Below are 24032 nucleotides of genomic sequence, written 5' to 3'. Positions count from 1 at the left end.
ATCTCCGTCATGATTGCATCTAGGCGAGCAGGCCGCGCGCCTCGTCCTCCGAGAGCAGGGCCGGCTGGACGACGTCGCCAGCAATGGCGACCGGGCTTTTCATTTCGCCGGAGCGCAGGATCGCCTCCATGATCTCCAGCACATGCAGCGCCAGAGTGCCGGAAGCGCGGGGCGTGGCACCTGTCGCGAGCGAACGCACGAGGTCGGCGACGCCGAGCATGCGATAATTGGCGCGGTCGGGCGCGGCATAGGGCCAGTTGCGGGCGCCGTAGAGTTCGCCCTCGCTGGGGAAATCCTTCCACTCGGCGCCGCGCTCGGACAAGGACACGGTGCCGCCGAACGTGTCGGGGTCGGGCAGGCGCAGCGAGCCCTCCGTGCCATGCAGTTCGATCGGATGGTTGGAGTGCTTGAAGACGTCCCATGAGGCGCCGAAGGTGACTGTCGCGCCTGACCGGAATTCGAGCAGCGACAGCACGTTGGTCGGCGTGCCGACCTTGAAGGTCGTGTTCTTGAACGGTCCCTCGGCTGATATCAGCCGCTCCTGGTGGCCCAGCGTCGCCATTGCCATGACGCGTTGGACGGGACCGAGCAAATTGACCAGCATGGTCAGATAGTAGGGGCCCATGTCGAACACCGGGCCGCCGCCCGGCTGGTAGTAGAATTGCGGGTTGGGGTGCCAGTGCTCCATGCCGCGGCCCATCATGAAGGCGGTGCCGGTCACGGCGCGGCCGATGGCGCCATCGTCCATCAGGCGGCGCGCCCGCCGGCCGGCGGCGCCGAGGAAAGTGTCGGGGGCCGAGCCGAGCAGCAGCCCCCGCTTGGCCGCCTCCGACACCAGGCGGCGCCCGTCGCTGGCCGAGGTCGCCAGCGGCTTTTCGGTAAACACATGCTTGCCCGCCGAAAGCGCCGAAAACGAGACGTCGAAATGTGCCGCCGGGATGGTAAGGTTGAGGACGAGATCGATCTCGGGATCGGCCAGCATCGCATCGACGCCGAGCGCACGGATGCCATATTCCTTGGCGCGCAAGGTAGCCATGTCGGCCGAGATGTCGGCGCAGGCGCGCAGCTCGATGCCGCCGAAAAGCGCGGCATTGCGCAGGTAGGTCATCGAGATGTTGCCGCATCCGACGACGCCGATCCCAAGCTTCGTCTTCGATTGTCCGTGCATTTTCTTGTCGTTCCTCCGATGCGGCCACGCTCTGCCCGATCCGTTGCCCGCCAATGGATCATCCCTCGCAGCCGCTATACAACATATTGAATATTGACGCGCGTAAAATTTTTATAGACCATGCGAAACCCAGGGGCGCCAAGGAAACCCAGGGCGGCGTCAAGGAATGAACGACATGACGAAGACGAAGCTCAAGATCGGCTGCCAGACCTTCACCTGGGAGATGCTCGGCAAGGCCTGGACCGGCGGCCCCGACGATCTCCTGAAGGCGATCGCCGACGGCGGCTATGCCGGCATCGAGATCACCGACACCATGATCGGCCGCTATGCAGGCAAGCCGACGGAGTTCGCCGCGGCGCTGGGGTCATCCGGCCTGACGCTGGTCTCCTTCGCCTTCGGTTCGAAAAGCGGCTTCACGCTGAAGGACGAGATCGGCGCCGATCTCGAAACCGCGAGGCGCTGGATCGATTTCGCTGCCGCGTTCCCAGGTGCGCTTGTCTCGATGGGCTCGGCGACCGTCGTCTCCAACGGCTCGCGCGACGACAAATTCGCTATCGCCGCGGAGGTCTACAACAGGGCCGGCGAGCTCGGGCGAAAGGCCGGCGTCCAGGTCGCAGTGCATCCGAGTTCGCACCACAACACGCTGCTGTTCGACCGCGCCGACTACGACGCGATCTTTGCCTTGCTCGAACCCGACCTGGTCGGCTGGGTGCCCGATACCGGCCACATATTGCGCGGCCACAAGGACATGGTCGATACGCTTACCACCTACCGCGACCGCATCCGCTACATCCATCTGAAGGACGTCGACGCCAAGGGCGATTGGGCGATGCTGGGTAAAGGCGTCTGCGACACGCCTGAAGTGATCGAGATCGTCGGTGCGGCGCCGCGCTTCAACGGCTGGCTGGTGCTTGAAGAAGAATCCGACACGGCCGCGGCCGATCCTGCCGGCGCGGTCAAGACCAACCGCCAGACGATGCGCGGCTACGGGGCCTGAGACGATGATCGGGAAACAGGACAGGCGCCTCAGGGTCGGCGTGCTCGGCTGCGGCCCCATCGCGCAGTTCGCGCATCTGGAATCCTGTGCAAAGGCCAGCAATGCCGACCTCTACGCCATTTGCGACGCCGCACCCGACCTGCTCGCTCGCATGGGCGCCACCTACGAGCCGCGGAAGATGTATGCCGACTATGACGAGATGCTCGCCGATCCGGAGCTGGAAGCGGTCATCGTCGCCACCTCGGACGCCTATCACGTGCCGATGTCGATCAAGGCGCTCGACGCCGGCAAGCATGTGCTGTGCGAAAAGCCGATCGGAACTTCGGTCGAGGAAGGCGAGGCGCTGGCGGCGGCGGTGAAACGCTCCGGCAGGATCCTGCAGGTCGGCCACATGAAACGCTTCGATCCGGCGCTGGAGGCGGCGCGCGACTTCGTGCGCGACGAAATGGGCGAGGTGCTGGCGCTGAAGGCCTGGTATTGCGATTCCACCCACCGCTACACCAATACGGATGCGGTGCAGCCGCTGCCTGTCACCAGCAAGCTGGCGAAGAAACCGTCCGGCAATCCGAAGGCGGATCTCCGGCAGTATTTCATGCTGGCGCACGGCTCGCATCTGGCCGATACGGCCCGCTTCCTCTGCGGCGAGATCACGGCCGTACGCGCCCGTCTCAACGAACGCTTCGGCGCCTATTGCTGGTTCGTCGAGACCGAGTTCGCCAGCGGCGCGCTCGGCCATCTCGATCTCACCGTCGCCGTACGCATGGACTGGCACGAGGGTTTCCAGCTCTATGGCGAGAACGGCTCCGTCATCGCCAAGACGTTCAATCCCTGGTACTTCCGCGCCAGCGAGGTCGATATCTTCCATGAGAAGGACGCGACCTCGCGAAAACCGCTCGGCGCCGACGGCCATTTCTTCCGCCGCCAGCTGGAAGGTCTCGCCGACACGGTGCTGAACGGCGCGCCGATGCGCGGTGCCAATGTCGAGGACGGCATTGCCTCGATCCGCGCCATGGTCGCCATTGCCCGCTCCGTCGAGACCGGCGAGCGGATCGAGCTCGCTTCGGCCTCGGGTGCGGTCTGATGCGTCTCGGCATCTTCGCCAAGACCTTTGCGGGCACCGAGCCGGCTGTTGTGCTGGAAGCAGTGCGGCAGGCGGGCTATGAGACGACGCAATTCAATCTCGCTTGCGCCGGCCTGCCGTCGATGCCCGATGCGGTGCCGGACGCAGCCATTTCGGCCATTCGCGCCGCCGCCCGATCAACAGGCGTATCGCTCGCCGCCCTGTCGGGCACCTACAACATGGCGCATCCAGACAACGCGGTGCGCGATGATGGTCTTCGCCGCCTTGCCGTCGTCATCGATACAGCCGCCGCCCTCGACATTCCGCTGGTCACGCTCTGCACCGGCTCGCGCAATGCAGCCGACCAATGGGCCTATCATCCCGACAACGCCACACCGGCCGCCTGGTCCGACATGGCCACTGAGATGGAAAAGGCGCTGGCGCTGGCCGAAGGCGCAGGCGTCGATCTCGGCATCGAGCCCGAACAGGCCAACATCGTCACCTCGGCGAAGGATGCCACCCGCTTGATCGCCGACATGGGCTCGAAGCATCTGAAGATCGTGCTCGATCCGGCGAACCTGTTCGAGCATACGACGCCGGAGGAGGCGCGCGCCATCGTCGCGGCGGCGATCGACGAGGCCGCCGCCCATATAGCCATGGCGCATGCCAAGGACAGGCATAGCGACGGCCGCTTTGCCACAACAGGGGAGGGCATTGTCGATTTTCCGGATTTCGTCGCGCGGCTGAACACTGTGAAATTCGATGGCCCGCTTGTCACGCACGGACTGTCGGCCGACGAAGCTCCCGCCGTTGCCGCCTTTCTGCGCCGCCTGCTCCGATGAGCGTCGCACCGACGACCATGCTTCGCGACGATGCGGCGCTTCGTGTCTTCGACACGGAGCAAGGCAGGCTTCCCGTCGTCTTCCAGCACGGTCTCGGCGGTGACGCCGCCCAGGTGGCGCAGAGTTTTCCCGACGGCCCGTCGCGACGCCGGCTCACCGTCGAATGCCGGGCGCAAGGCGGCTCCGGTGCCGGCCATAAGCGCCCCTTTTCGATCGCCATGTTCGCCGACGACGTGCTGGCCGCCGCCGATGCGGCCGGCATCGAACGCTTCGTCGCCGGCGGCATCTCGATGGGTGCGGCGATCGCGCTGCGCCTGGCCGTCCGGCATCCCGAGCGCGTCACCGGCCTGGTGCTGGTCCGGCCTGCCTGGGCCTTCGACGCGGCCCCTGAAAACATGCGTCCCTATGCGGAAGTGGCCGAGCTCATCCGAAACCGTCCGCCGAACGAGGCGCGCGCCGTCTTTGCCGCTTCGGCCACGGCCGCCCGGTTCCGCGCCGAGGCACCCGACAATCTGGCTTCCCTTCTCGGTTTCTTCGAGCGCGACAATGCAGCGGACTTCGCCGAAATGATGCAGGCAATCGCCGGCGATGGGCCCGGCGTTTCGCGGGCCGCCTCTGCGCTCTCAATCCCCACACTCGTCGTCGGAAGCGGCGTCGACCTCGTCCATCCCTTGGCGACTGCCCGCGAACTGGTGAAGACAATCCTCAACGCGATCTTCACCGAGGTGACACCGAAGGCCACCGACAGGGATCGCCACTTCGCCGAAATCCGTGCCGCGATCGGCGGCTTTCTCGATAAAAATTTCAACAACCAGGACCAGTCATGATCTCGAAACCCCTGTCAGGCCCGGCCGCTATCGCCGCATTGCCGCGCGATCGTCTGATCGCTGAATTCTCGTCTTGGTCTGCCAATCTCGCCAATTTCGAGAGCGACTTGAAGCGCATCGAACCCTATGTCGACCTTCACCACATCGATGTCGCTGACGGCCACTTCGCGCCGTCCTTCCTGTTCTTCCCCGATCTGGTCGCCCGTATTGCCAAACTGACGGCCAAGCCCATCCATGTCCATCTGATGGTCGACGGGACAATCATCGAGGAACAGACGCGCCAATTCATCGAGGCCGGCGCCGACATGATCAGCGCCCATGCCGAGAATGGCGAAGCAGGATTGCGCGCTGTGCGGCTGGCGCGCGAACTTGGCGCCGAAGCCGGCGTCGTGCTGCGGCTGGAAACGCCGGTCGAAGCGGTGAGGCCCTTCGTGTCCGAAGTCGCGTTCGTCACGCTTCTGGGAACCGCGATCGGCGTCAAGGGGCAAGGCCTTTCGGAGAAAGCCTGCGACAGGTTGGTTGAGGCCCGCGCCATCCTGCGCAAGACCGGACGCGAGGCGGACGTGGTTCTTGCCGCCGACGGCGGCATCCGCCATGAGACCGTGCCGCTGCTGCGTGCCGCGGGTGCCGAGACCGTGGTTCTTGGTTCGCTCGCCTTCGGTGACAAGGATCTGGCCGGCCGCATCGGCTGGCTGCACGGGCTGAAAGTCGCGGCATGAGCAACGAGGCCGCTCTCGCGATCGATCTGGGCGGCACCGAGCTTCGTGCCGCCCTGGTCGACCGTGATGGCAAGATACTGGCATTCGCGGCGGTGCCGACGCAGGCGCAGGCCGGTCCCGAAGTGGTGATCGGCCAGATCGAGGCTCTCGCCGCGACCATCCATGCCGAGGCGCCGGCGCTCGCCATCCTTGGCGTCGGCGTCGGCGCGCCGGGACCGCTCGATCCGCTGGCCGGCATCGCCGTCGGGCCGCCGACGCTTGCCGGCTGGCTGGACGTGCCGCTCGCCGACATTCTCGAGCGGCGGCTCGGCCTGCCGGTGCGGCTGGAGAACGACGCCAATGCGGCAGCGCTCGGCGAGTGGCGCTTCGGCGCCGGCCACGGCGCCCGTTCGCTCGTCTTCGTCACCGTCTCGACCGGCATCGGCGGCGGCGTCGTCGTCGACGGGCGCATCCTGCATGGCCGCCGGGGTCTTGCGGCCGAGATCGGCCATATGACCATCACCAATGAAGGCGAGCGCTGCATATGCGGTGTCGTCGGCTGTTTCGAGGCCATCGCCTCGGGCACCGCGCTCGGCCGCCGCGCCAATGCCGCGACGTCGGCCTTCGACGGCTCGACGCTGCGCCGCCTCTCGGCTAATGCCGAGGTGACGGGCCGCCATGTCGTCGATGCGGCGCGGCTGCAGGACGATCTCGCCCTGGCCCTGCTCGAGGAGGAAGCGCGCTGGCTGGGCGTCGGCTTCACCAACCTCCTGCATCTCTATTCGCCCGACGTGCTGGTCGTCGGCGGCGGCATCGCCAATGGCCTCGATCTGATGGCTCCGGCAATAGAGGCGACCATCCGCCAGCGCGCCATGCGCGCCTATCGCGACGTGCCGGTGGTTCAGGCCCAGCTCGGCCGCCACGCCGGGCTGGTCGGCGCGGCAAGCCTTGTCCTGTTCGACGACGGCACGGCCCGCCTGCCTGTCGAAGGGCCGAACAGATATCCCGGACATGGGGAGGGACACTGATGGCCGGGCTGCGCGGCGTGCGCAAGTCCTGCCGCCTCACACGGTGAACACACGAAAAATGGCCGGAGGCAGCAATGCCTCCGGCCATTTGCTATCGCTATGCGGCCGCTGCGATTACTCGGCTGGAACGATGTCCGCCGGCAGGCTGTCGTCGGCCGTTCCCGCCAGCGCCCTGGCCAGCTTGGCCTCGTCGAGCTCGCCTTCCCAGCGCGCCACCACCAGCGTCGCCACCGCATTGCCGACGAAGTTGGTCAGCGCCCGGCATTCCGACATGAAGCGATCGACGCCGAGGATAAGCGCCATGCCGGCGACAGGCACGGCCGGCACCACCGAAAGCGTGGCGGCAAGGGTGATGAAGCCGGCGCCGGTGATGCCGGCCGCCCCCTTGGAGGAAAGCATCGCCACCAGGAGCAGCAGGATCTGGTCGCCGAAGGAGAGGTGGATGTTCGTCGCCTGCGCGATGAACAGCGCGGCCAGCGTCATATAGATGTTGGTGCCGTCGAGGTTGAAGGAATAGCCGGTCGGGATGACCAGGCCGACCACCGAGCGCTTCGCGCCGGCCTTCTCCATTTTCTCCATCAGCGAGGGCAGTGCCGCTTCCGAAGACGAGGTGCCCAGCACCAGAAGCAGCTCCTCCTTGATGTAGCGGATCAGCGACAGGATGGAGAAGCCGTTGTAGCGGCAGACGGCGCCCAGCACGATAAACACGAACAGGAAAGCGGTCATGTAGAAGGTGCCGACCAGCATGGCGAGGTTGATGACCGAGCCGATGCCGTATTTGCCGATGGTGAAGGCCATGGCGCCGAAGGCGCCGATGGGGGCTGCCTTCATCAGCACGCTGACCAGCTTGAACATCGGCGCCATCAGCGCCTGCAGGAAATTGAGCACCGGCGCGCCCTTGTCGCCGACCAGCGCCAGCGCAATGCCGAACAGCACTGAAAAGAACAGCACCTGCAATATGTCGCCGTCGGCGAAGGCGCCGACGATGGTCGTCGGGATGATGTTCATCAGGAAGCCGGTGACCGACTGGTCGTGCGCCTTGGCGGCGTAGCTGTTGACGGTCGCGGCGTCGAGCGTCGCCGGGTCGATGTTGAAGCCGGCGCCGGGCTGCACAACATTGGCCACGATCAGGCCGATGATGAGCGCCAGCGTCGAGAAGGTGAGGAAGTAGAGCATCGCCTTGCCGGCGACGCGCCCGACCTTCTGCAGGTCGCTCATGCCGGCGATGCCGGTGGCGACGGTCAGGAAGATAACCGGGGCGATGATCATCTTGACCAGCTTGATGAAGGCGTCGCCAAGCGGCTTCATGCTCTCGCCGAGCGACGGATAGAAATGGCCGAGCAGGATGCCGACGGTGATCGCCACCAGCACCTGCACGTAGAGTTGGGCGTAGAGCGGCTTGCGCTGCGCGGCGGGCGCGCGTGATTGGTCTGCCATGTGCATCTGCTATCTCCCTGGCCGGAGGGAACGGCACGCGCCGCTCCGCAAGACTTCTCCCATCGCGGCGCTCCGGTCGCTCGCCGCTGTCGGGAGTTTTGCAAGCGCCGTGCCAGATCGAGAAAAGGCCGGAACCCTGGATTTCTGGCAGTTTTGTCCCCGCTTCGATGGAGGCCTGTGCGGATTTCCGCACTCACCCTTGTTTGCCTGGGCGGAGTTTCGCATTACAGTGGCTGCTGAACAGCGAACGGTGGAGAGGGCAGACGCCGCAGGCAGACACCGATAGCGCATCCCCGGAGTTCGCCGGCCGCGACCTGCTGCGCGAAGCGATGGCCAGGCTGCGTGACGGCCGCTGGCTCATTCTCCTGATCGGCCTGGCAATGCTGGCGGGGGCGGTCGCGATTGCCGGGCGCCTTGCCGCCAACCAGGCTGCCGGCGATCTCCGCGACGGAGCACTGGCAGCCTTGCCGCTGGCGGCGGGCACCTTGACCGGCGAAATCGAAAAGCAGCGTCTCGTTCCCTTGGTGCTGGCACGCGACGATGCGGTGCGCGACGCGTTGCGCCGGGCCGGCAAAACGCAAGAGACAGCGCTCGACGACAAGCTCCGCGCCATTGCCGCCGACGCCTCGGCATCCGCCATCTATGTCATCGACACGGCAGGCATCGCGATATCGGCCAGCAACGCCGGCGAGCCGGGCAGCTTCGTCGGCATCGACTACAATTTCCGCCACTATTTCACCGACGCCATGACCAAGGGCGCCGCCAGCCAGTATGGCCTCGGCACGATCAGCGGCAGGCCGGGACTTTATCTCGCCAGCCGCGTCGATGACGGCAAGACGCCGCTCGGCGTCGCCGTACTGAAGGTCGAACTCGACGGCGTCGAAGCCAATTGGCGCTCCAGCGGCTTTGTCGTCTTCGTCACCGACGAGCGCGGTGTCGTGCTGGCGACCAGCCGGCCCGAGTGGCGGTTCCACGCGCTTGCGCCGCTCTCGGCCGCGGATGCCGCGACAGCCCACGCGCAGCTTCAACTCGCCGAAACCGGCTTCGAACCGCTGCCGATACGACGCGGTGCCGGTGACGGCCTGGCGACAATCGACAATGCCGGAAAATCGCGCCAGTTCGTCGAAGTGGTGCAGGACCTGCCCGGCGCCGTTCCCGGCTGGCGTCTGTGGCTGCTCACACCTGCCGATGCCGCCTTGACGTCGGCCGTCAACACGGCGCGCCTGACCACGCTGCTGGCGTTGCTGTTAACGGGTTTGCTTGCCTACGTGCTTCTCAGGCGCCGCCGTGCGCGCCGCGTGAGGCAGGAAGCGCTGGCGCGCATGAATGCTGAACTGGAGAGCAGGGTAAGCACGCGAACGGCGGAACTGACCCGCTCCAACACCGCCCTTGCCGGCGAGATCGCCGAGCGCGAAAACGCCGAGGCCAAGGTCCGCCGACTGCGCGACGACCTCGCCCAGGCCAACCGGCTTTCCATCCTCGGCCAGATCGCCGCCGGCGTCGCGCATGAGATCAACCAGCCGGTGGCGGCGATACGCACCTACGCCGAGAATGCCGGCCGCTTCCTGCATGGCGACAAAGTCGAATCCGTCTCGGGCAACCTGACATCGATCGTGTCGATGACCGAGCGCATCGGCGCCATCACCAGCACGCTGCGCACCTTCGCACGGCGGCCAGGCGTCGCCGCCTCGCCATTGCCCGTGCGCGAAGCGATCGACGGCGCGCTGTCGCTCCTGTCCGGCCGCATCCGCGATTCCGGCGTGACCGTCGTCAAGCCGCGCGGCACCGCCTCGCCGACGGTCATGGCCAGCCGAATCCGGCTGGAGCAGATCCTGGTCAATCTCTTGCAGAATGCGCTGGATGCCCTGAAGGACCGGCCCGATCCGCGCATCGAGATCGAGCTTGCCGAGCGCGACGACAGGGTGCTGGTTTCGGTGCGCGACAATGGACCTGGCCTCGGGCCGGAAGCGGCCGGCAATTTGTTCATGCCGTTCCAGACCACCAAGGAAAAGGGGCTTGGCCTCGGTCTGGTGATCTCGCAGGAGATCGCCCAGGAACTGGGCGGCACGCTGCGCCTCGATCCGGGCAGCACGAAAGGCGCATCCTTCACCATAGATCTGAGGCGAATTGAATGACTGAGGGATCAGGGCTGGTCGCGCTCGTCGAAGACGACGCGGATCTGCTTCACGCCACCACGCAATTGCTCGAGCTTGCCGGCTTCGGCGTGATCGCGTTCAAGGCCGCGGAGGCAGCGCTTGCCGCCGTCGACCGGGATTTCCAGGGCGTGGTTGTCAGCGATATCCGCATGCCCGGCATGAACGGCTTGCAGCTGTTCGATCGCATCAGGGCGATCGACATCGACATACCGGTGATCCTAGTCACCGGGCATGGCGATGTCGATCTCGCGGTGGCGGCGCTCAAGGACGGCGTCTACGATTTCATCCCGAAACCCTATGCGGGCGAGCGCCTTGTCGAGGCACTGAAGCGGGCAAGCGAAAAGCGGCGGCTGGTGATGGAGAACCGGCGGCTGCACGAGGCCGCCGCACAGGCCGCCGACGGCCTGCCGCTGATCGGCGAGGCGCCCGCCATCCGCCGCCTGCGCGAGACCTTGCGTCAGATCGCCGACATGGATGTCGACGTGCTGGTGGAAGGGGAGACCGGCACCGGCAAGGAGGTGGTGGCGGATCTCCTGCACCGATGGAGCCGGCGCCGCGCAAAGCCTTTCGTGGCGCTGAATTGCGGCGCCCTGCCGGAGACCGTCATCGAGAGCGAGCTGTTCGGCCACGAGCCGGGTGCGTTCACCGGAGCGCAGCGGCGGCGGATCGGCCGCATCGAGCATTCCAGCGGCGGTACGCTGTTCCTCGACGAAATCGAATCCATGCCGCCGCCGCTCCAGGTCAAACTGCTGCGGGTGCTGGAAACGCGCAGCCTCACCCCGCTCGGCTCCAACGAAACGCGCCGCCTCGATCTGCGGGTCGTCGCGGCAACGAAGGTCGATCTAGGCCGGCCGGACCAGCGCGGCGATTTCCGCGAGGATCTCTATTTCCGCCTCAACGTCGTGACGCTACGCATCCCGCCGCTGCGCGAGCGGCGCGGCGACATCCCGATGCTGTTCGGGCATTTCCTGGGCAAGGCCTCGCAGCGTTTCGGCCGTCCTGTCGCGGCCGTGAATGCCGCGGTGAGCGACCATCTCCAGTCGCATGACTGGCCGGGCAATGTGCGCGAGCTCGCGCATTTTGCCGACCGGGTCGCGCTTGGCCTCGGGCCCGACGAGGAGGCCAGGGCAACGTCCGCGCGCTTGCCGGAGCCCTCGGCGGCGCTGCCCGAACGGGTCGGCCGCTACGAGGCGCAACTCATCCGCGAGGCTTTGCGCGATCATGCCGGCGACGTGCGCGGGGCCATCGACGCACTCGGCGTGCCGCGCAAGACTTTCTACGACAAGCTCAAGCGCTACGGCATTTCCGCCTCCGAATTCCGCAATGGTGGCGACCCGGACCGGCAAGCTGTTCGGGAACGGACTTAGGCGTTGCGCAGGCGCTCCGGCCTTCGTAACTCTGTTCGTCTCCCGTTGCGCATTTCGGATGAGCCATGATCACGACACTTGAAACGACGGCAACCCCCTTGCCCGAGGAGCTCGCCTTTCTCGGCGAGCGGTTGATGGCGTTCAACGACGGCGATGTCGGCGCTTCCGAAAGGAAGGCCCTTGCGGTGTTCGTGCGTGATGAAGCCGGCGCGATTGTCGCGGGCATTTCGGGCTACACCGCCTGGGGCTGGCTTTACGTGCAATGGCTGTGGGTCGACGAAAGGCTGCGCGGTCGGCACATGGCCGGCACGATGCTGGACGCGGCTGAGAAGGAGGCGATGGCGCGCGGCTGCCAGAACGCCTGGATCGACACCTTCAACCCCAACGCCGCCAGGGTCTATCGGCGCCAGGGCTATCAGCCCTTCGGAACACTCGCCGATTTCCCCGTCGGCCGCAGCCGCGTCTTCCTGCAGAAAAAACTGTCGGCGGGCTGATCAACCGGCCAGCCGTCCGCCGCGCATCGGCTGCGGCGCGCCCGTCGTGCTGGGGAAACTGATCGGCAGGCCGCGCAGCACGCGCACCGCCAAAAAGGCAAAACACTCCGCCTCCACCGCGTCGCCGCTCCAGCCGAGGCTTTCGGCCTGCACCACCTCGACACCGGCGCGGCTGGCGATCATTGCCATCATCGTCGGGTTGTGGCGGCCGCCGCCGCTGACCACCAGTCTTTTCGGCCGGCTCGGCAGAAGATCGAGTGCCTTGCCGACCGCGGCGGCGGTGAAGGCGGTCAAAAGCGCGGCGCCGTCCTCGGCGCTCAGGCCATCCGCCATGGTGGCGCCGAAGTCGAAACGGTCCAGCGATTTCGGATAGGGTTTGGTCAAATAGGGGTGTTGCAGCAGCTTGGCGAGCCGGGCTTCGTCGACCGTTCCCCCCCGGCCAAGCGCGCCGTCGCGGTCCATTTCGCCGAGCCCCTTTGACTTGATGAAGTCGTTGAGCGGCGCGTTGGCGGGGCCGGTGTCGAAGGCAACGACATTGTCGCCGCCGTCCCACCAGGTGATGTTGGCGACGCCGCCTAGGTTGAGCACGGCTACCTCGCCACTGGCGCCGGCGCTGCGCATCAGCGCGGTGTGATAGGCGGCCGCCAACGGCGCGCCCTGTCCTCCGGCGCGCATGTCGGCAGAGCGGAAATCATAGGCGACCTTGGTGCCGAGGATCGCATGCATCAACTCGCCGTCGCCGAGCTGCCGGGTCTGTCCGAGCCGGCCGATTTGCGGCGCGCGATGCAGCACGGTCTGGCCGTGGAAGCCGACGACGCCGATATCCGCCATTGTCATCCCATGGCCTTCGACGAGCTCCCTGACCGCCGCCGATTGCGCGCGCGTCAGCGCCTCCTCGGCCTCGCGGAAGATCGCCGGCTCCGGTCCGGCAAAATTCCAGCCCCGCGCCTGCTTAAGCGTCTCTTCCAGCAGCGAGCGGATCGACGGGGGGTAGGGCATCAGCCGGTAGGTGCCGAAATCGTCGATGCGCTCGCCATCTGTCTTGATCAGGGCGACATCGATGTTGCCGTCCAGCACGGTGCCGGTCATCAGGCCGACGGCCCAGATGGATTCCATTATCGAACTCCATTGATGAGATCGCCGACCGCTTGGCGAAGCGCGACGATTCCGCTGTCGAAGTGACGTGTCGGATGGATCCGGTTGGTAAGCAAGGTCCAGGCCTTTCCCTTGTCGAAGTCGATCCACAGCCCCGTACCGGTAAAGCCGGTGTGGCCTATTGTTTGCGGGCTGCACAAGGCGCCGCCGGACCAGCCGTCATAAGGACGCTCCCAACCGTGGGTGCGGGTAGCGGACAAGGGCGTGCGCATCAGCGCGATCGACCGTTCGGATGCGCCGTCCAGCAGCCCTTGGGCGAAATCGAGCACCGAGGCCGCCGTGCCGAACAGGCCGGCATGGCCGGCGCCTTGCAGCGCCGCGCAATTGTCGTCGTGAACCTCGCCGGACAGAACCCGATGGCGCCAGGTGCAGTCTTCTGTTGCAGCGGCGAGATCTGGCTCGGCGGACCACGCAAAGCCCGGACCGGGCTCCATGTCGCGGATGGTTTTGCCCGACAGCCGCTCGAGCGCAAAACCGAGCAGGATGAAATTGATGTCGGAATAGACCGGATCGCGGGCCCGCCATTCCCGTTGCAGGATGAAGGCGCGCAGCAAGTCGGGGTCGCGCCCGTAAGTGTAGATCGGTTCGACGGCCGGGAAGGGCGTCTGGTGCCCGAGGCACTGGCGAAACGTCACCTTCCGCTCCCAGGCACTCGCGTCATATTGGCGAAGGTCCGGCAGCACCGAGACGAGTGGTGCGTCGAGATCGATGGCACCGTCCTGAGCCAGCGCCAGAATGCGCGGCGTGGTGAAGATCACCTTGGTCAGGGATGCCAGGTCGAACCAGGTCTCCTCACGCATCGGTCGCTGCTTAGGCACGAGTTGGGCTGAGCCGATCGCCCTGGTGATGCGGTCGCCATTCCTGTCAACGATGCCGAGCACGCCACCGGGGATGCGCTTGGCGGCAACTGCCGCTGCGAGTGGTTGGAACGCGCGGTCGAAGATCTGGGCGAGGTTGGTCAATGCGGGCCTCCTGAAAGGCCGAGTTCCGTCACACCCCCCTCTGCCCTGCCGGGCATCTCCCCCGCAAGGGGGGAGATTGGCAGAGTTGATGTCCCGCCAGCCTTCCAACATCGGAGATTGGCGAAAGCCGAGGCGACATCCGATCTCCCCCCTTGCGGGGGAGATGCCCGGCAGGACAGAGGGGGGTGCTGTCCCGCCGACCTAACCGAGCCCAGGGCACCATGCATCACCCTTCCACCCTCGCCATATGATCTACCCCAAATTCCTCCCATCTCGCCGGCGCCGGCTCAAACCCTTGCGGGCGCACCAGGGAAGGCACCTGGCGTGTGTCGACCTCGAAACGCTCATGCCGCCGGTCGATGGCCGGAACCGCTGATATGAGCTTCTTCGTGTAGGAATGTTTCGGCGCCGACAGCACCGAGGCCGCGTCTCCGATCTCGACGATCTGGCCGGCATAGATGACGGCGATGCGATGAGCGATCCGCTCGACGACAGCCATATCGTGTGAGATGAACAGATAGGCCAGCCCGAACTCGCGCTGCAGGTCGACCAGCAGCTCCAGCACCTTGGCCTGAACCGAAACATCGAGGGCGGAAACCGCTTCATCCAGAACGACGACCGACGGGTTGAGCATCAGCGCGCGGGCAATGCACAGCCTTTGCCGCTGGCCTCCGGAGAATTCGTGCGGATAGCGCTGCAAACTGTTCTGCGGCAGGCCGACGCGCTCCAGCAGGCTCGCCATCCTGGCTCGCGTTTCGGCGTCCGCCCGGCCGCCATTGGCGATCACCGGCTCCGCCAGGATGCTCTCGATGCTCAGCCGCGGGTTGAGCGAAGCGTAGGGATTCTGGAAAACCATCTGCACGGGCTTGGCGCCGTGCTTTGCCGAGGCCGTCCGGGCGCCGACCGAGAAGCTGCCGCGCGTCGAGCGCACCAGCCCAAGGACTGCTTTCGCGGTGGTTGATTTGCCCGAGCCACTCTCGCCGACAATGGCCAATGTCTCTCCCGGCATCAGGTCGAAGTCGACACCGTCCACGGCGTGCACCGCGCCGCTGGCATGGCTGAAGAAACTGCTCTTGAGCGAAAACCGCACCACGAGGCCGTTGACCTCAAGGGCCGGGTCCGTCCTTGCGTTCTTGTCGCGCTGCCCGTCCGTGCGTGTCGCGCGGCCGTGGGCGAAATGCGGCACATCCTGCAACAGATGCTGCGTGTAGGCGTGCTGCGGCCTGTCGAGGACCTGGTTCAGTTCGCCCTGTTCCATGGCCTGCCCGTTCTGCATCACCATCACAGTGTCGGCGATCCCGGCGACAAGGCCGATGTCGTGGGTGATGAAGATCATCGACATGCCGCTTTCCTGCTTGAGCTCCGCAAGCAGCGCCATGATCTGCGCCTGTACCGTCACATCGAGCGCCGTGGTCGGTTCGTCGGCGATCAGCAGACGCGGATTGCAGGCGAGCGCAATGGCGATCATCACCCTTTGCAGCATGCCGCCCGACAGCTGGTTGGGTGTGTATTTCAGCCGCCTTGCCGCATCGGGGATGCGCACTCGGTCGAGCGCGTCCCTGGCCGCCGCCGTGGCCTGCCGGCCGGTCAGGTCGCGATGCAGCCGGAACGATTCCTCGATCTGCGTGCCGATCGTCAGCACAGGATTGAGCGAGGTCATCGGCTCCTGGAAGATCATGCCGATCTCTGCGCCGCGAATCCCGGTCAGTTGCCGCTCGGTCGCGGTCGTCAGGTCGAAGAGACTGCCGTCGGCCCGTTTCAGCGTCATGGCGCCGCCGGTGATGCGGCCGCCGCCGAAATCGATGAGACGGTTGATCGACAGCGCGGTGACGGACTTGCCCGAGCCGCTTTCGCCGACAATGGCCAGCGTTTCGCCGTCGGCGAGATCGAAGCTGACGCCGCGCACCACCTCATTGGCTTTCGGGTGGCGGCCGAAGCCGACGCGCAGATCGCGGACCGACAGAAGCGGGATCATGCGAGCGCTCTCCGCATTCTGGGATCGAGGATGTCGCGCAAGGCGTCGCCCAAGAGGTTGAAGCCCAGAATACTGATCATGATCGCCAGGCCCGGGAAGATCATCAGCCATGGGGCGGTTTCCATCAGATTGCGGCTGTCGCTCAGCATCAGGCCGAGCGAGGCGGCCGGTGGCTGCGTGCCGAGACCGAGGAAGCTGAGGCCAGCCTCGGTCAGCAATGCCCAGGCGAGCGCCAGCGTCACCTGGACGGTCAAGGGCGCGATCAGATTGAGCAGCAGGTGCCGCGTGATGATGTAGCTGGAGCTGCTGCCGAAGGTGCGCGCGGCGTCGACGAATTCGCGCGCCTTGAGCGACAAAGCAGGGCCGCGCACCACGCGTGTGAAGATCGGCGTATAGACGATGCCGATGGCGACCACGCTGGTCCATGTGCCCGGTCCGGCAACGGTGACGATCAGCAGCGCCAGAAGAATGGCAGGAAAAGCCAGCAGCACATCCATGATCCGCATCAGCACGCCGTCCCAGCGACGCCCGAGCCAGGCGGCGGCGAGCCCCAGCACGGTGCCGGCAAGCGCGGCGAAGGCGACCGAAAGAAAGGCAACGGTGAAGGACTGGCCGACGCCCGCCATCAGCCGGCTCGCCACGTCGCGGCCGAACAGGTCGGTGCCCATCCAGTAGGCGGCACTGGGCGCATGCAGCCGGTCGACCCGGTATTGCGTGATCGGATTGTGCGGGGTCAGTCCCAACAGGCCGAGGATGGCGACCAGGAGATAGACGCCGACGATCACGCCGCCGACACGGCCGCTGCCGTGCCCGAAGATGGCGCGCAGCATGCGCATCACTGCTCGTCCAGCCGGATGCGCGGATCGAGCGCGACATAGGCGAGGTCGACCAGGAGATTGACGATCATGAAGTTGAAGGCGATGAACAGCACGCTGCCCTGCACCAGCGCGTAATCGCGCTGGAGTATGGCGTCGAGCACCATGCGGCCGAGGCCGGGCAGGGCATAGATCTGCTCGACGATGACCGCGCCGCCCAGGAGATAGCCGAACTCGATGCCGCTCAGCGTCACCACGGGGATCAGCGCGTTGGGCAGCGCATGCCGCCAGATGACGCTGCGCGCCGAGGCGCCCTTGCTGCGGGCGGTGCGCACATAGTCGTCGCTCAACACGTCGAGCATGGCCGAGCGCGAGATGCGGGTGACCGATGCGGCGAAGGCGAAGCCGAGCGTGATGGCAGGCAGGATCAATTGGCTGAGATTGCGCAAGGGATCCTGCCAGAGCGGCGCGAATTCGCCCATGGCCGGCAGCACGCCGAAGCCGGCCGACAGCGCGTAGATGATCAAAAGGCCGAGCACGAAGCTCGGCGTCGACTGGCCGATCATAGCGACGACGCGCACACCGAGGTCGGACAGTTTCTCACTATGCGTGGCGGCGTAGATGCCCGCCGGCATGCCGGCGGCGAGTGCGATGATCATCGACAGCACGGCCAGTTCCAGCGTCAGCGGGAAGCGCTCGAGGATGACGTCCAATACCGGCCTACCATAGGTGACGGAGATGCCGAAATTGCCGTGCAGGATGCCGCCGATCCAGCGCCAGTACTGGACGAACCAGGGCTGGTCGATGCCGAAATAGGCGGCGAGCGCATCGCGCTGTGCCGGCGTCAGCAGGCCGGCTTCGGTGCCCAGCATCGCGGTGATCGAATCGCCCGGCACCATCCGGATCGCCACGAAGACCAGGATCGACACGCCAAGCAGGACGAGAGGAAACGCCGCAAGTCGTCGCATCAGATAGTTCACGCGAAGAAGACCTCTCGTCTAGAGCATGATGCCGAGTGTGAAGCGGTTTTCGGACGACATCATGCTCTATCCCTTTGATCTAGAGGCGGATTCAGATTTCAGGTCGATTCAACCTGAAATCATCCGTCTCCAGGGCCGCCCACGGCTACTGCTGGATGGTAACCTTGCTGAGGCTGAACAGCGTGCCCGTCGGCGTCGGCACGAACCCGGCGACGTTCTTCTGCTGGGCGGTATAGCTGTAGGACGTGTAGAGCCAGATCCAGGGCGAGACTTCGGCGAGGTGCTTCTCGAACTCGGTGAAGATCGCCTTGCGCTTGGCCGGATCGGTCTCGGCGCGGCCTTTCTGCATCAGGCTGTCCAGCGTATCGTCGATGTAGTTGGCCACCTTCTGCAGATTGCCTGATTTGGTCCAGTAGCGGTTGTACATGGTGTAGGGGTCGGCGCGGCCGCCATTGAGCGCGATCGCCATGTCGAAATCGCCCTTCAGCCAGGCGTCGACATAGACGTTGAGCTCCATCATCTTGATGTCGAGCTTGACGCCGATCTCGGCGAGCTGCGATTGGATGACCTGGGCTTCTGCCGCCGCCGTCGGCGGCTCGCCGGTGGCGCCGATCACGGTCGCCGAAAAGCCGTCGGCAAAGCCTGCCTCCGCCATCAACTTCTTGGCCTTCTCGACATCACGCTTGTAGCAGAAGAGCTGGCTGGGATCGGTCGCAAGTGCTGGGATGGTCAGCGGTCCGGTGACCTTGCCTTCGCCGAGCGCGGCGGTGTCCAGAACCTCCTGCCGGTCGATGGCGCAGGAGATCGCCTGGCGCACCTTGAGTTCGGTCATCGGCTTGCGTGACGGATTGAGCTGCAGCACGTTATAGGCCAGCACCGGCGCGCGGTTCAGTTGCAGGCTAGCCTCCTTCGGCACCAGCGTGGCGACGAGCGGATCGTTGAGCAGCGCGAAATCGACCTGCTTGGTGCGCATGGCGGCGAGGATCGCCGCTTCATCGGGCAGCACGCTGATTTCGATACCGTCGACGCCGGTCGCGCCGCCGGCCCATTCCTTGTTGGCGCTCAAGACTTCCTTGGCGTTGGGGTCCCATCTATCGAGCTTGAACGGGCCGGAGCCGACCGTTTTGGTGCCGATCGAGCCGGCCTTGATCTCGGCCGCCGGCACGATGGCCGCGTTGATGTCGCTCATCGCCGTCAGGATCGGCGCGTCGGGCTGCGATAAATGGAACACGACGGTTCCAACGTCCGGCGTGTCGATGCTGGCGATCGACAGGAAGTTGGCGCGGGCGGCGGCGCCTGTCTTCTCGTCCAGGATGCGCTCGAAAGACGCCTTGACGTCGGCCGAGGTCACGGCAGCGCCGTCCTGGAATTTCGCCTTGGGATCGAGCTTGAAGGTCAGCTCCTTGCCGTCCTTGGAGAATTCCCAGGACGTGGCGATGGCCGGGATGATCTGCAGGCTGGCATCGACCCGCACCAGCGGCTCATAGATCAGCTCCAGGAGCCGCAGCGAGGAAAAGGCCGTCTGCTTGTGCGGATCAAGTCCCGTTGCGTCCTGCGACCAGGCCATGTGCAGCGTCGCCGCCTGCGTCGAGACCGTGGCGATGCCGAGCATGGCTGCGAGCGTGACGCCCGACAGCAGCTTTCTTGTGAGGTGAACCATTCTCGTCTCCCATCTTTGCTTGAACCCGATGCCCTTGCAGTTTCTGCGGACCGCTTCCAAGACACACGCGCTTTGGAGCATCGGCCCAGTCTATGCGGCTTCGCGCCGTCTTGTGTAAAGCAGCTTCACGCCGTCTGGTCTCAAGCGCCTTCATGCGTCTCGTCGCTGATTGCCTTTCGCAGGAAACCCCTTGCCTTGGCGAGGGCTGCGCGCGCCTCCTCGACCTCAAGCCCGGTGATGGTCAGCAGGATCGCCAGCTTCACGTCGTTGCCGGTCCGGCCGAGCGCCTGGCGCGCCTGCGCCGCCGTGCAGCCTGTGGTCTGCATCACGATTCTGGTTGCCCTGGCGACCAGTTTCCTGTTGGACGGATTGAGGTCCACCATCAGGTTCTGGTAGCTCTTGCCGATGCGGATCATCGAGGCCGTGCTCAGCATGTTGAGCACCAGCTTCTGCGCCGTTCCGGATTTCAGCCGCGTCGAGCCGGTCAGCACCTCGGGACCGACGACCGGCGAGATGGCGATGTCGGCAATGCCTGCTATGGTCGATGCCGGATTGCAGGACAGGGCGACCGTCGTTGCCCCCACCTGCTTGGCATAATTCAACCCGCCGATCACATAGGGCGTGCGCCCGCTGACCGCGATGCCGACCACCACGTCGTCCGGGGTGAGCTTGATGTCCTGCAAGGCCCTGGCGCCCATCTTGGGATCATCCTCGGCCCCTTCGGTCGAGCGCACCAGCGCGTCGGGCCCGCCGGCGATCAGGCCAACGACCATGCCTTCCGGCACGCCGAAAGTGGGCGGACATTCCGAGGCGTCGAGCACGCCCAGCCGGCCGCTGGTGCCGGCGCCCATATAGATAAGCCGAGCGCCTTTCTGGAAGGCGAGGACGATGCGCTCGACCGCGGCCGCGATGTCCGGCAGCACCTTTTCGACCGCTGCCGGAACCACCCGGTCCTCGTCGTTGATCTTGCGCAGCACATCGATCGTCGGCAGCAGGTCGATGTCCATGGTCCGCGGATTCCGGCCTTCGGAAACCAGCCGGTCCAGCTCGGACATCAAACCTTGCTCGCTCATCCCAGTGCTTTCAAAAATCAGGCCGCTCAGCCTGTTCGGAAGTGGTTCCTCTTTGGCTCCGGCACACGCGTATTTCGTTATGCTACCCCGTTTCGTTAACGTATTAGAATTCAATATTCGGTCCGTCAACGGAAAGATGGAATAAATTATTCCTTCCGCGCTAATGCTTGCCGAGTGACCTGCGGGCAAGAATGATCGCCCCGGAAACCGCGTCGCCATCGGCGGCTTTCAGGCGCCGGCGAACGTCGGGTGCGAGCCATGGTTCGAGCGGACTGGCGAGCCCGCCCAGCAGGGCCACGCGCGGCGCGCCTTTTTCGACCAGAACCCGCACCAGCGTGTCGATCTGTTCGGCGGCCTTTTGCACGATGCGCCGCCCTGCCGGATCGCCTTGGTCGGCGTGGCGCATCACCATCGGCGCCAGGGCCGCATAGTCGGTGGCGCTGGCGCGGTCCATCCAGGCCACGGCTTGCATCGGGTCGTTCTCGAAACGCTGCATGACTTCCGCCAGCAGTGCCGTGCGCTCATGCCGGCCGTCATGGGCGCGCAACGCCAGCTGCACGGCCTTCAAGCCGAAATCGGCGCCGCTGCCTTCGTCGGAGATCGGAAAGCCATAGCCTCCGGCGCGCAGGTCGCGCCCTTCGACGAAGCCGAGCCCGATCGAACCGGTGCCGGCGATGACGATGGCGCCGTCCTGGCCCGAATGCGCGCCAAGGCAGGCGGCGACGCCGTCGCTGACGAAATCGATGCTGGCAAAGGGATGCGCGATCGCCCGCAGCGCCTCCAGCGCGCCCTTGCGGCCGATCCCGGCAAGACCGATGCCGGCGTGGATCCGGGTGGTCTCGGCCGCGCCGAACCCTGCCTCCTCGATCGCCGCGCCAAAGGCCTTGGCAACCGACGCCCAGGCCGCGTCGATGCCGAGCCGCGTCGACGCCGGACCCGAGAGGCCTTGTCCCAGCACGATCCCTTCGGCGTCCTCGATACGGGCGCGGCAGCCGGTCCCGCCGCCGTCGACGCCGAGAAAATAATCGGGGCGGCCGTTGTTCATGCGCTCAGCCGCTCGATGTCGGCGCCGCACAGACGCAGCTTGCGGTCCAGTTGCTCATAGCCACGGTCGAGATGATAGACCCGGTTGATGGTCGTCTCGCCCTCGGCGACCAAGGCCGCCAGCACCAGCGACACCGAGGCGCGCAAATCGGTGGCCATGACTTGCGCGCCATGCAGTTTCTCGCCGCCGCGCACCAGCGCGGTGGTGCCTTGCAGCTTGATGTTGGCGCCGAGCCGCATCAGTTCGGGAACATGCATGAAGCGGTTCTCGAAAATGGTTTCGCGCAGCAGCGACGCGCCCTGCGCGCAGCACATCAGCGCCATGAACTGCGCCTGGAGATCGGTCGGAAAGCCCGGATAGGGTTCCGTCGTGACGTCGGCGGCCTTGAGCGGCCGCTCGCGCGACACCATGAGCCCGCGGTCGCCCGGCCAGACGCCGACGCCGGTCGCCTCCAGCAGTTGCACCACCGAGGCCATGTGCTCGAGCCGGGCATGCGTCAGTTCCAGTTGCCCGCCGGTGATCGCCGCGGCGATGGCATAGGTGCCGGCCTCTATCCGGTCCGGAATGATGTCGTGCCTGGCCGCGCGCCAGTCCGTGTCGCCGGCGATCAGGATGCGATGCGTGCCGGCGCCTTCGACGCGCGCGCCCATCGCGTTGAGGCAAGCGGCGAGGTCGGCCACCTCCGGCTCGCGCGCCGCGTTGAGGATTTCGGTTTCGCCCTTGGCCGTGGCCGCCGCCATCATGGCGGTTTCCGTCGCCCCCACCGATGGCGAGCTCAGCACGATGCGCGTGCCGGTGAGCCCGTTTGGCGCCGAGGCGACGATCAGCCCGTTCTCGATGGCGATGCGGGCGCCCAGCGCCGCGAGTGCGGCGACATGCATGTCGACCGGCCGCGCGCCGATCGCGCAGCCGCCGGGCAGCGAAACCCGCGCATGGCCGAAACGGGCGAGCAGCGGCGCCAGCACCAGCACCGTCGCGCGCATCTTTCTGACGGTGTCGTAGGACGTCTCCCTGGAAACGGCGGCACTGGTGTCGATCGTCGCGGCATGGGCCGATCGCGTCACCTCGGCGCCGTGCAGCCGCACCACGCCGAGCATGTTCTCGACATCGGTCACATCGGGCAGGTTGGTCAGTTCGAGCGGGTAGGGACTGAGCAGCGCCGCCGCGATCTGCGGCAGAGCGGCGTTCTTGGCGCCCGATATGGTGACCGCGCCTTGCAGTCTTTGCCCGCCGACGATGCGCAGTCTGTCCATGGCTGAAACCTTGTGCGCCGGGCCGCGTCCGGGCGCGGCGCTCTCGAAAGCTGTTCCCGAGCTCAATCCGGCCCGCTTGAGAATTAATTCCGCGTTCTTGGCTGTCAATCGAAATTGGAATAAATTATTCCTTGGCCGTGCGGCTGGACGCCAAAGCGCAAGGGGAATCATGTCCGTTCTGAACAGGATCAATGCCAAGCTCGACGGCATGGCGCCCGGCGATCGTGAGATCGGCCAGTACATCGTCGAAAATCCCGAGGAGATGCTGCGGCTGTCGACGGCTGCTCTTGCGGCTGAGATCGGGCGCAGCCAGTCGAGCGTCGTCAAATTCAGCCAGAAGCTCGGCTATGCCAGCTACCAGGAGCTCAAGCTCGCCGTCAGCGAAGCCAAGGCGCGGGAATGGCAGGTGCCGGCCGGTATGATCCACGGTTCGATCGAGGTCGGCGACGGCTATCAGGTCATCTTGAAGAAGCTGATCGGCAGCAAGCTTCTGTCGATGGAGCGGACCGTCGCCGCCAACAGCGAGCGGATCATCTCCAGGGCGCTGGAACTGCTGGATGGTGCGCGCCGCATACATCTGGCCGGCGTCGGGGCCTCCTCGCTGGTGGCGCGTGATTTCTCCTACAAGCTGATGAAGCTTGGCCGCAATGTGCTGCATGACAGCGACAGCCATATCCAGATGGCCAATGCCTCGACGCTCGGGCCTGACGATGTGCTGTTCGCGCTCTCCCATTCGGGCGCCAGCATCGAAACTCTGCGCATCGCCGAGCTTGCCCGCAAGCGCGGCACCATGGTGATCGCGGTCACCGGCCTGCACGACAATCCGCTGAGCCGCGTTGCCGATATCTGCCTCTACACCATCGCCGACGAGGAGCGTGCGCGCTCATCGTCCATCACCGCGCGCGATGCGCAGCTGACGCTGACCGACCTTCTGTTCATCCTCCTGGTGCAGAAGCAGCCGGACGCCAATGACTACGTCCACAACAGCGAGGCGGCGGTCTCGGTGCTGAAGGCCGAATGGTCTTCCTGACATGCCCGGA

21 protein-coding genes are annotated in these 24032 nt (G+C 65.8%); 10 read left to right on the top strand and 11 right to left on the bottom strand.

The window, feature by feature from the left end:
* Positions 1-19: 19 nt before the first annotated feature.
* Positions 20-1168: a Gfo/Idh/MocA family oxidoreductase gene (locus FJ443_RS06710; protein WP_140663215.1), complete on the bottom strand. Its 1149-nt coding sequence runs from the start codon at positions 1166-1168 to the stop codon at positions 20-22.
* Between the two features lie 175 nt (positions 1169-1343).
* Between FJ443_RS06710 and FJ443_RS06705 the strand changes: the two genes are divergently transcribed.
* From FJ443_RS06705 to FJ443_RS06680, 6 genes are read left to right on the top strand one after another with little or no spacing between them, the layout of a single operon-like run.
* Positions 1344-2165, top strand: coding sequence for a sugar phosphate isomerase/epimerase (locus FJ443_RS06705; protein WP_140663213.1), 822 nt, complete (start codon positions 1344-1346; stop codon positions 2163-2165).
* 4 nt (positions 2166-2169) lie between these two features.
* Complete coding sequence (locus FJ443_RS06700; protein WP_140623673.1) at positions 2170-3246, top strand: Gfo/Idh/MocA family oxidoreductase; 1077 nt, start codon at positions 2170-2172, stop codon at positions 3244-3246.
* Entirely contained in the window at positions 3246-4067 is an 822-nt protein-coding gene (locus tag FJ443_RS06695; protein WP_140663211.1) for a sugar phosphate isomerase/epimerase, read from the top strand. The genes FJ443_RS06700 and FJ443_RS06695 overlap by 1 nt, the downstream gene beginning before the upstream one ends.
* Entirely contained in the window at positions 4064-4894 is an 831-nt protein-coding gene (locus tag FJ443_RS06690) for an alpha/beta hydrolase (RefSeq protein WP_140663209.1), read from the top strand. The genes FJ443_RS06695 and FJ443_RS06690 overlap by 4 nt, the downstream gene beginning before the upstream one ends.
* Entirely contained in the window at positions 4891-5613 is a 723-nt protein-coding gene (locus tag FJ443_RS06685) for a ribulose-phosphate 3-epimerase (protein ID WP_140623667.1), read from the top strand. Before FJ443_RS06690 ends, FJ443_RS06685 begins: the two co-directional genes overlap by 4 nt.
* On the top strand, positions 5610-6620 hold the full coding sequence (locus FJ443_RS06680; protein ID WP_140663207.1) for an ROK family protein: 1011 nt from the start codon (positions 5610-5612) through the stop codon (positions 6618-6620). The genes FJ443_RS06685 and FJ443_RS06680 overlap by 4 nt, the downstream gene beginning before the upstream one ends.
* Before the next feature lie 114 nt (positions 6621-6734).
* Here the strand turns inward: FJ443_RS06680 and FJ443_RS06675 are convergent, their stop codons facing one another.
* Positions 6735-8063 (bottom strand): dicarboxylate/amino acid:cation symporter, encoded by a 1329-nt coding sequence (locus tag FJ443_RS06675; protein ID WP_140497716.1) that lies wholly within the window; start codon positions 8061-8063, stop codon positions 6735-6737.
* A gap of 323 nt (positions 8064-8386) precedes the next feature.
* Between FJ443_RS06675 and FJ443_RS06670 the strand changes: the two genes are divergently transcribed.
* The 3 genes from FJ443_RS06670 to FJ443_RS06660 all read left to right on the top strand — a co-directional run bounded on the left by FJ443_RS06670 (position 8387) and on the right by FJ443_RS06660 (position 12074).
* Positions 8387-10192 carry a sensor histidine kinase gene (locus FJ443_RS06670; RefSeq protein ID WP_140663205.1) on the top strand — a complete coding sequence of 602 codons (1806 nt, stop codon included), beginning with the start codon at positions 8387-8389 and terminating at the stop codon, positions 10190-10192.
* Positions 10189-11580 carry a sigma-54 dependent transcriptional regulator gene (locus FJ443_RS06665; protein ID WP_140663202.1) on the top strand — a complete coding sequence of 464 codons (1392 nt, stop codon included), beginning with the start codon at positions 10189-10191 and terminating at the stop codon, positions 11578-11580. Before FJ443_RS06670 ends, FJ443_RS06665 begins: the two co-directional genes overlap by 4 nt.
* Before the next feature lie 65 nt (positions 11581-11645).
* Positions 11646-12074 carry a GNAT family N-acetyltransferase gene (locus FJ443_RS06660; RefSeq protein ID WP_140663198.1) on the top strand — a complete coding sequence of 143 codons (429 nt, stop codon included), beginning with the start codon at positions 11646-11648 and terminating at the stop codon, positions 12072-12074.
* Here FJ443_RS06660 and FJ443_RS06655 read toward each other — a convergent pair whose 3' ends face one another.
* The 9 genes from FJ443_RS06655 to murA all read right to left on the bottom strand — a co-directional run bounded on the left by FJ443_RS06655 (position 12075) and on the right by murA (position 22992).
* Positions 12075-13190, bottom strand: coding sequence for an anhydro-N-acetylmuramic acid kinase (locus FJ443_RS06655; protein ID WP_140497724.1), 1116 nt, complete (start codon positions 13188-13190; stop codon positions 12075-12077).
* A complete protein-coding gene (locus FJ443_RS06650) occupies positions 13190-14191 on the bottom strand; it encodes a serine hydrolase (RefSeq protein ID WP_140497727.1) in 1002 nt (333 codons plus the stop codon). Before FJ443_RS06650 ends, FJ443_RS06655 begins: the two co-directional genes overlap by 1 nt.
* 226 nt (positions 14192-14417) lie before the next feature.
* A complete protein-coding gene (locus FJ443_RS06640; RefSeq protein ID WP_140663195.1) occupies positions 14418-16166 on the bottom strand; it encodes an ABC transporter ATP-binding protein in 1749 nt (582 codons plus the stop codon).
* Positions 16163-17002 carry an ABC transporter permease gene (locus tag FJ443_RS06635; RefSeq protein ID WP_140555523.1) on the bottom strand — a complete coding sequence of 280 codons (840 nt, stop codon included), beginning with the start codon at positions 17000-17002 and terminating at the stop codon, positions 16163-16165. The genes FJ443_RS06640 and FJ443_RS06635 overlap by 4 nt, the downstream gene beginning before the upstream one ends.
* The gene (locus FJ443_RS06630) at positions 17002-17961 is read right to left on the bottom strand and encodes an ABC transporter permease (protein ID WP_140663190.1); all 960 of its coding nucleotides are present in this window, start codon (positions 17959-17961) and stop codon (positions 17002-17004) included. The genes FJ443_RS06635 and FJ443_RS06630 overlap by 1 nt, the downstream gene beginning before the upstream one ends.
* A gap of 145 nt (positions 17962-18106) precedes the next feature.
* A complete protein-coding gene (locus FJ443_RS06625) occupies positions 18107-19621 on the bottom strand; it encodes an ABC transporter substrate-binding protein (protein ID WP_140497737.1) in 1515 nt (504 codons plus the stop codon).
* A gap of 140 nt (positions 19622-19761) precedes the next feature.
* Positions 19762-20694, bottom strand: a complete 933-nt coding sequence (gene murQ, locus FJ443_RS06620) for an N-acetylmuramic acid 6-phosphate etherase (RefSeq protein ID WP_140497739.1) — start codon at positions 20692-20694, stop codon at positions 19762-19764.
* A 160-nt stretch (positions 20695-20854) separates the two neighbouring features.
* Positions 20855-21739, bottom strand: coding sequence for an N-acetylglucosamine kinase (locus tag FJ443_RS06615; RefSeq protein WP_140497741.1), 885 nt, complete (start codon positions 21737-21739; stop codon positions 20855-20857).
* Positions 21736-22992, bottom strand: coding sequence for a UDP-N-acetylglucosamine 1-carboxyvinyltransferase (gene murA, locus FJ443_RS06610; RefSeq protein WP_140663186.1), 1257 nt, complete (start codon positions 22990-22992; stop codon positions 21736-21738). Before murA ends, FJ443_RS06615 begins: the two co-directional genes overlap by 4 nt.
* 169 nt (positions 22993-23161) lie before the next feature.
* Here murA and FJ443_RS06605 point away from each other — a divergent pair, with 169 nt between their 5' ends.
* Positions 23162-24022, top strand: a complete 861-nt coding sequence (locus FJ443_RS06605; RefSeq protein ID WP_140497745.1) for a MurR/RpiR family transcriptional regulator — start codon at positions 23162-23164, stop codon at positions 24020-24022.
* Positions 24023-24032: the final 10 nt, after the last annotated feature.

Source organism: Mesorhizobium sp. B2-6-1 (genome assembly GCF_006440475.1).
Lineage (GTDB): Bacteria > Pseudomonadota > Alphaproteobacteria > Rhizobiales > Rhizobiaceae > Mesorhizobium.
This window is presented reverse-complemented; position numbering and strand designations above follow the sequence as displayed.

Coding starts and splice junctions, on each gene's coding strand:
- FJ443_RS06625 (WP_140497737.1), bottom strand. CDS start 19,621: ATGGTTCACCTCACAAGAAAGCTGCTGTCGGGCGTCACGCTCGCAGCC.
- FJ443_RS06710 (WP_140663215.1), bottom strand. CDS start 1,168: ATGCACGGACAATCGAAGACGAAGCTTGGGATCGGCGTCGTCGGATGC.
- FJ443_RS06695 (WP_140663211.1), top strand. CDS start 3,246: ATGCGTCTCGGCATCTTCGCCAAGACCTTTGCGGGCACCGAGCCGGCT.
- FJ443_RS06615 (WP_140497741.1), bottom strand. CDS start 21,739: ATGAACAACGGCCGCCCCGATTATTTTCTCGGCGTCGACGGCGGCGGG.
- FJ443_RS06690 (WP_140663209.1), top strand. CDS start 4,064: ATGAGCGTCGCACCGACGACCATGCTTCGCGACGATGCGGCGCTTCGT.
- FJ443_RS06705 (WP_140663213.1), top strand. CDS start 1,344: ATGACGAAGACGAAGCTCAAGATCGGCTGCCAGACCTTCACCTGGGAG.
- FJ443_RS06685 (WP_140623667.1), top strand. CDS start 4,891: ATGATCTCGAAACCCCTGTCAGGCCCGGCCGCTATCGCCGCATTGCCG.
- FJ443_RS06670 (WP_140663205.1), top strand. CDS start 8,387: ATGGCCAGGCTGCGTGACGGCCGCTGGCTCATTCTCCTGATCGGCCTG.
- FJ443_RS06640 (WP_140663195.1), bottom strand. CDS start 16,166: ATGATCCCGCTTCTGTCGGTCCGCGATCTGCGCGTCGGCTTCGGCCGC.
- FJ443_RS06700 (WP_140623673.1), top strand. CDS start 2,170: ATGATCGGGAAACAGGACAGGCGCCTCAGGGTCGGCGTGCTCGGCTGC.
- FJ443_RS06675 (WP_140497716.1), bottom strand. CDS start 8,063: ATGCACATGGCAGACCAATCACGCGCGCCCGCCGCGCAGCGCAAGCCG.
- FJ443_RS06635 (WP_140555523.1), bottom strand. CDS start 17,002: ATGCGCATGCTGCGCGCCATCTTCGGGCACGGCAGCGGCCGTGTCGGC.
- FJ443_RS06655 (WP_140497724.1), bottom strand. CDS start 13,190: ATGGAATCCATCTGGGCCGTCGGCCTGATGACCGGCACCGTGCTGGAC.
- FJ443_RS06605 (WP_140497745.1), top strand. CDS start 23,162: ATGTCCGTTCTGAACAGGATCAATGCCAAGCTCGACGGCATGGCGCCC.
- FJ443_RS06660 (WP_140663198.1), top strand. CDS start 11,646: ATGATCACGACACTTGAAACGACGGCAACCCCCTTGCCCGAGGAGCTC.
- murQ (WP_140497739.1), bottom strand. CDS start 20,694: ATGAGCGAGCAAGGTTTGATGTCCGAGCTGGACCGGCTGGTTTCCGAA.
- FJ443_RS06680 (WP_140663207.1), top strand. CDS start 5,610: ATGAGCAACGAGGCCGCTCTCGCGATCGATCTGGGCGGCACCGAGCTT.
- murA (WP_140663186.1), bottom strand. CDS start 22,992: ATGGACAGACTGCGCATCGTCGGCGGGCAAAGACTGCAAGGCGCGGTC.
- FJ443_RS06665 (WP_140663202.1), top strand. CDS start 10,189: ATGACTGAGGGATCAGGGCTGGTCGCGCTCGTCGAAGACGACGCGGAT.